At 64.6% G+C, this 4,351-nt stretch carries 5 protein-coding genes; 2 read left to right on the top strand and 3 right to left on the bottom strand.

What is annotated here, in order from left to right:
* The first annotated feature begins 76 nt into the window (after nucleotides 1-76).
* Nucleotides 77-1,165 (top strand): Zn-dependent alcohol dehydrogenase, encoded by a 1,089-nt coding sequence (locus JOY90_RS01705; protein WP_291689445.1) that lies wholly within the window; start codon nucleotides 77-79, stop codon nucleotides 1,163-1,165.
* A gap of 109 nt (nucleotides 1,166-1,274) precedes the next feature.
* Here the strand turns inward: JOY90_RS01705 and JOY90_RS01700 are convergent, their stop codons facing one another.
* From JOY90_RS01700 to mbfA, 3 genes are read right to left on the bottom strand one after another with little or no spacing between them, the layout of a single operon-like run.
* Nucleotides 1,275-1,628, bottom strand: a complete 354-nt coding sequence (locus JOY90_RS01700; RefSeq protein WP_291689444.1) for a nuclear transport factor 2 family protein — start codon at nucleotides 1,626-1,628, stop codon at nucleotides 1,275-1,277.
* A gap of 55 nt (nucleotides 1,629-1,683) precedes the next feature.
* Entirely contained in the window at nucleotides 1,684-2,214 is a 531-nt protein-coding gene (locus JOY90_RS01695) for a cytochrome b (RefSeq protein ID WP_291689443.1), read from the bottom strand.
* A 51-nt stretch (nucleotides 2,215-2,265) separates the two neighbouring features.
* The gene (mbfA, locus tag JOY90_RS01690) at nucleotides 2,266-3,237 is read right to left on the bottom strand and encodes an iron exporter MbfA (protein ID WP_291689442.1); all 972 of its coding nucleotides are present in this window, start codon (nucleotides 3,235-3,237) and stop codon (nucleotides 2,266-2,268) included.
* A 164-nt stretch (nucleotides 3,238-3,401) separates the two neighbouring features.
* Between mbfA and JOY90_RS01685 the strand changes: the two genes are divergently transcribed.
* Complete coding sequence (locus tag JOY90_RS01685) at nucleotides 3,402-4,124, top strand: hypothetical protein (RefSeq protein WP_291689441.1); 723 nt, start codon at nucleotides 3,402-3,404, stop codon at nucleotides 4,122-4,124.
* The last annotated feature ends 227 nt before the right edge of the window (nucleotides 4,125-4,351 follow it).

The raw sequence follows: 4,351 nt of genomic DNA, 5'->3' as shown, positions 1-4,351 counted from the left end.
CGAGGTTGGCGAACTGGTTTCGGCCGCGTAGGCTCGTTCGGCTGCCATAACGATAAAATGTTCGAGGGAGAGAACAATGAAGGCCGCCGTCCTGATGGAAGTGGACAAGCCGCTGGTAATCGAGGACGTCAGCCTGCCGAAGCCCGGTCCGCGCGAGGTGCTGATCCGCACCGCGGTTGCCGGCCTCTGCCACTCCGACCTGCATTTCATGGAAGGGCTCTATCCGCATCCGCTGCCGGCGGTGCTCGGCCACGAGTCCGCTGGAATCGTCGAGCAGGTCGGCTCCGACGTCACCTATGTGAAGCCCGGCGATCATGTCGTCACCTGCCTGTCGGTGTTCTGCGGCACCTGCGACAATTGCACGACCGGGCGCCCGGTGCTGTGCACCGACACCACCGTGAAAATGCTGCCGGGCGCCTCGAACCGGCTGTCCTGGTCGCGGTCGGAGAAGCTCAACCAGTTCCTCAACCTGTCGTCGTTCGCCGAGCAGATGCTGGTGCACGAGAACGCCATCGTGAAGATCCGCAACGACATGCCGCTCGATCTCGCAGCCCTGATCGGCTGCGGGGTCATGACCGGCTATGGCGCGGTGGTGAACACGGCCAGGGTGACGGCGGGCGAGACCGTGGCGGTGATCGGCTGCGGCGGCGTCGGCATGGCCGCGATCAACGGCGCGGCGATCGCCGGCGCCGGCCGCATCATCGCCATCGACACCAACCCGGTGAAGTTGCAGCTTGCGACCAAGCTCGGCGCCACCGACGTCGTCGACCCCAGGAACGGCGACGTCGTGCAGCAGGTGCGCGAGCTCACCAAGGGCGGCGTGCAGCACGCCTTCGAGGTGCTCGGCCGCAAGGAGACCGCGGAGCAGGCGTTCGCGATGCTGGCGCCCGGCGGGACCGCGACCATCGTCGGCATGATCCCGTTCGGGCAGAAGATCGAACTGCACGGTTTCGACTTCCTGCGCGAGCGCCGCATCCAGGGCTCGTCGATGGGCTCCAACCATTTCCGTGTCGACATGCCGCGGCTGGTCGAGTTCTATCTCCGCGGCAAGCTGCACCTGGAGGACTGGATCTCGGCCAAGCTGAAGCTTGCCGAGATCAACGAGGGCTTTGCCAACATGAAGGCCGGCAAGACGCTGCGCAGCGTGATCGTGTTCGACGCTTGAGAACATGTCATTCCGGCGCGCGCCGCAGGCGCGACCCGGAATCCAGAAATCGTTGGCCGGGATTCCGGGTTCGCCGGCGTTGCGGCGCTCCGGAATGACCATCGATGCATCACCGCGCCACATGCGCGGATACGGCGAGCCATTTCCCGTTCTGCTTGGCCCAGCAGTCGGTGTAGCGGCCATAGGCCTGCCGGCCATCAGCGTCGAGGTAGCTGGTCTTGCCGTGAATGATCGCGAAATCGCCGAGGATGCGAATCTTGACGTCCTGCTCCGTCAGATTCCTGATCTTCACGGGGAGCGCGGTCTGCTTCAGGAAGGCGGCGCGGTCGACAAGGCTCTTGTCGGGATTGGTGCAGTAGAAATCCTGCGCCAATATTTCGTCGAAGCGCTTGACGTCGCAGTTCTGCACCGAGGCCACATAGTCATGGTTGAGCTTCGTTAGCTCGTCGAGGTCGTTGCTCATGGGTCACTCCGTTCCTGGCCGTCGAACATTCACTCCGAGCTGGCTAATTCCCGCTCTAGCCCGGCAGCATGCGCTCCATGATGCGATCGCGATAGATGAAGAGATGCGCGAAGGCGGAGGCGACGTGAAGGGCGATCAGGACGAGCAGCGTCCATTCCATCGCCTGGTGCAGGCCGTCGATCGCCTTGCCGGCCGCGGCGTTGTCGGATGCGAGCATCGGCATCGGCGCGAGATAGAAGAACGGCACCGACCAGCCGCGGAACGAGGCAAACAGCCAGCCGCTCAACGTCGTCGCCAGCACCATCACATAGAGCAGCCAATGCACCGCCTCCGAGCTGATCCGCTGCCACGGCGCGAGCGAGCTCTCGGGCGCGACCGGATGCGTCAGGCGCCAGGCGAAGCGCAGCACGATCAGCACGAGGATGGTGAGGCCGATCGAGAGATGGAAGATCATCGGCCCGCCCGGCTGCATGCCACGATGGACGTCCGGCATCAGCCAGCCGATCACATATTGCACGACCAGCAGCGCCACGATCAGCCAGTGAAACACTTTTGCGGTGGTGCCGTATTGCAGCCGAGCAGTCATGACGTCTCCAATGCCGTTGGCGATATCGATCGCGGAGGAAAGGTGCCGTGGCTACGATGCGCCGATCGCGATGCCGACGCCGAGCACGATGACGCCGCCGAGCACGATCTGGAACACCGCCTGCAGGAATGGCGTATCCATGTAGCGCGCGCGGATATAGGCGATCGCCCACAATTCGAAGAACACGACGATGCCGGCGATCGAGGTCGCGATCCAGAACGCGTTGGACCAGGAATCCGGCACCAGATAAGGCAGCGTATGGCCGAGGCCGCCGACCGCGGTCATGATGCCGCTGGCTGCGCCCCGCAGCCAGGGCGAGCCGCGCCCGGACAGCGAGCCGTCGTCGGACAGCGCTTCGGCAAAGCCCATGCTGATGCCAGCGCCGATCGAGGCGGCGAGACCGACCACGAAGGTCTGCCAGTTCTGGTGGGTGGCGAAGGCCGCCGCGAACAGCGGCGCCAGGGTCGAGACCGATCCGTCCATCAAGCCGGCGAGCCCCGGCTGGACGTATTGCAGCACGAAGATGCGGCGGCGGGTCTTGTCCTCGGCTTCGCGCACGTCGGGCTTGAGAATCCGGTCGGTCAATTTGGCCGCGAGATGCTCGTGGCCCTTCTCGGCCTCGGCGAGATCCCCGAGCAGGCGGCGCACGCCGACGTCCTGGGCCTGCTCGGCCGCCTTGACGTAGAAGCGCTCCGCCTGGAACTCCATCGTCTCGACCTCCTTGCGGATGGTGTCGAGCGGCAGGTTTGTCGTGAGCCAGATCGGGCGGCGGCGCAGGAAGCCCTTGACGTCCTCGCGCCGGATCGGCGGCAGGTTCTTGCCGAAGCGCTGCTCGTACATCTCCAGCAGCATGTGCCGATGGCCGCGTTCCTCCTCGGCCATCTCCTCGAATATCTTCGCCGTATCCGGGTAGCGGTCCTGCAGGTCCTCGGCGAAAGTCATATAGATGCGGCTGTCCTCTTCCTCCGAGGAGATCGCCACCGCCAGCACCTCGCGCTCGCTCAGATCGGCAAAATTCTTCATCAACGTCCGCCCGCTCGATTTAGAATGGTTCTAATATGGTATAGGTGCTGCCGCGGCAGGTCAATTTTCCGCGGCCTTGTGACCGCCATTTCTCCATGGCTGTTGCCAAAATGGGAACCGGACGGGGGACACGTCCGTTCGGCTCCATCGGATCGGGAGTTTTCATGAGCAAGATCAAGTACCGCCTGAATGACCCGCGGCTGGCGCCGCGCCGGACGCGGATGGAAATCCCGGGCTGGGCCGGCGACCGCGCGCCGCGCACGGACGGCTCGCATGAGCAGATGTGGCACTGCGTGCCGTTCTCCGAGGGCGCGCAATACGGCATCGAGCTGTTCTACCCCTATGACTTCGAATTGCATGTTTCGACCCGGGACGGCCATCTGGTGCTGGAGGGCGACTGGGGCGAGCCGCCCGAGGGCGGCGTGCAGTGGCCGCCGTTCCGCAACTTCGGTGACAATTATTATACCTACCAATTGCTGCTCGACCTGAAGGTCGAGCAGGGCCTCGCGATCCGCACCGAGCCGCATCCGCGCTTCTATTCCGACCGTACCGACACCTGCCCGATCGCGGTGCCGGCCTTGATCCGCAACTGGTGGCCGATGCTGTTCTTCTGCGTGTTCAAGGCGCCGGCAGAAGGCCGCACCCACATCTTCCGGCCGAAGGAGCCGTTCGCGCAGATCATCGTCATCCCCGAAGAGGCGCATTTCGAACTGGAGCCGATGGGCGAGGACGAAGCGGCCGAGCGCGAATTGCAGGCCCGCCGCATCCATGCGAGCCGGCCCAAGCTCGCGCAGGGCACCGAGTGGACGTCGACCACCGACACCGTGTTCGACGGCACCTACCGCCACCTGCACCGCGCCGCCAAGGAGAAGTCGCGGCAGGGGTGAGTCGCGTCGGCCACGGATGTGCACATAGCATTCGGTGTCATCGCCCGGCTCGACCGGGCGATCCAGCACGCCGCGGCCTCTCGATCCAGGCATTGACGCCTCTGGAATGCTGGATCGCCCGATCAAGCCGGGCGATGACAGTGGAGCGTGTGTAACAGGGGAGGACCGTGCAACGGGGGAAGACATGCGATCGCATTCTCGCGACGGGATTCGTCCGAGTCTTTCCA

The organism is Bradyrhizobium sp., from assembly GCF_019242285.1.
In the GTDB taxonomy this organism is placed as follows: domain Bacteria; phylum Pseudomonadota; class Alphaproteobacteria; order Rhizobiales; family Xanthobacteraceae; genus Bradyrhizobium.
The sequence above is the reverse complement of the archived record's forward strand: the minus strand, read 5'-3'. Positions and strand labels throughout refer to the sequence as shown.

Excerpts from the sequence above, each read along its gene's own strand:
- JOY90_RS01705 (WP_291689445.1), top strand. The coding sequence starts at position 77 with ATGAAGGCCGCCGTCCTGATGGAAGTGGACAAGCCGCTGGTAATCGAG.
- JOY90_RS01700 (WP_291689444.1), bottom strand. The coding sequence starts at position 1,628 with ATGAGCAACGACCTCGACGAGCTAACGAAGCTCAACCATGACTATGTG.
- JOY90_RS01695 (WP_291689443.1), bottom strand. The coding sequence starts at position 2,214 with ATGACTGCTCGGCTGCAATACGGCACCACCGCAAAAGTGTTTCACTGG.
- mbfA (WP_291689442.1), bottom strand. The coding sequence starts at position 3,237 with ATGAAGAATTTTGCCGATCTGAGCGAGCGCGAGGTGCTGGCGGTGGCG.
- JOY90_RS01685 (WP_291689441.1), top strand. The coding sequence starts at position 3,402 with ATGAGCAAGATCAAGTACCGCCTGAATGACCCGCGGCTGGCGCCGCGC.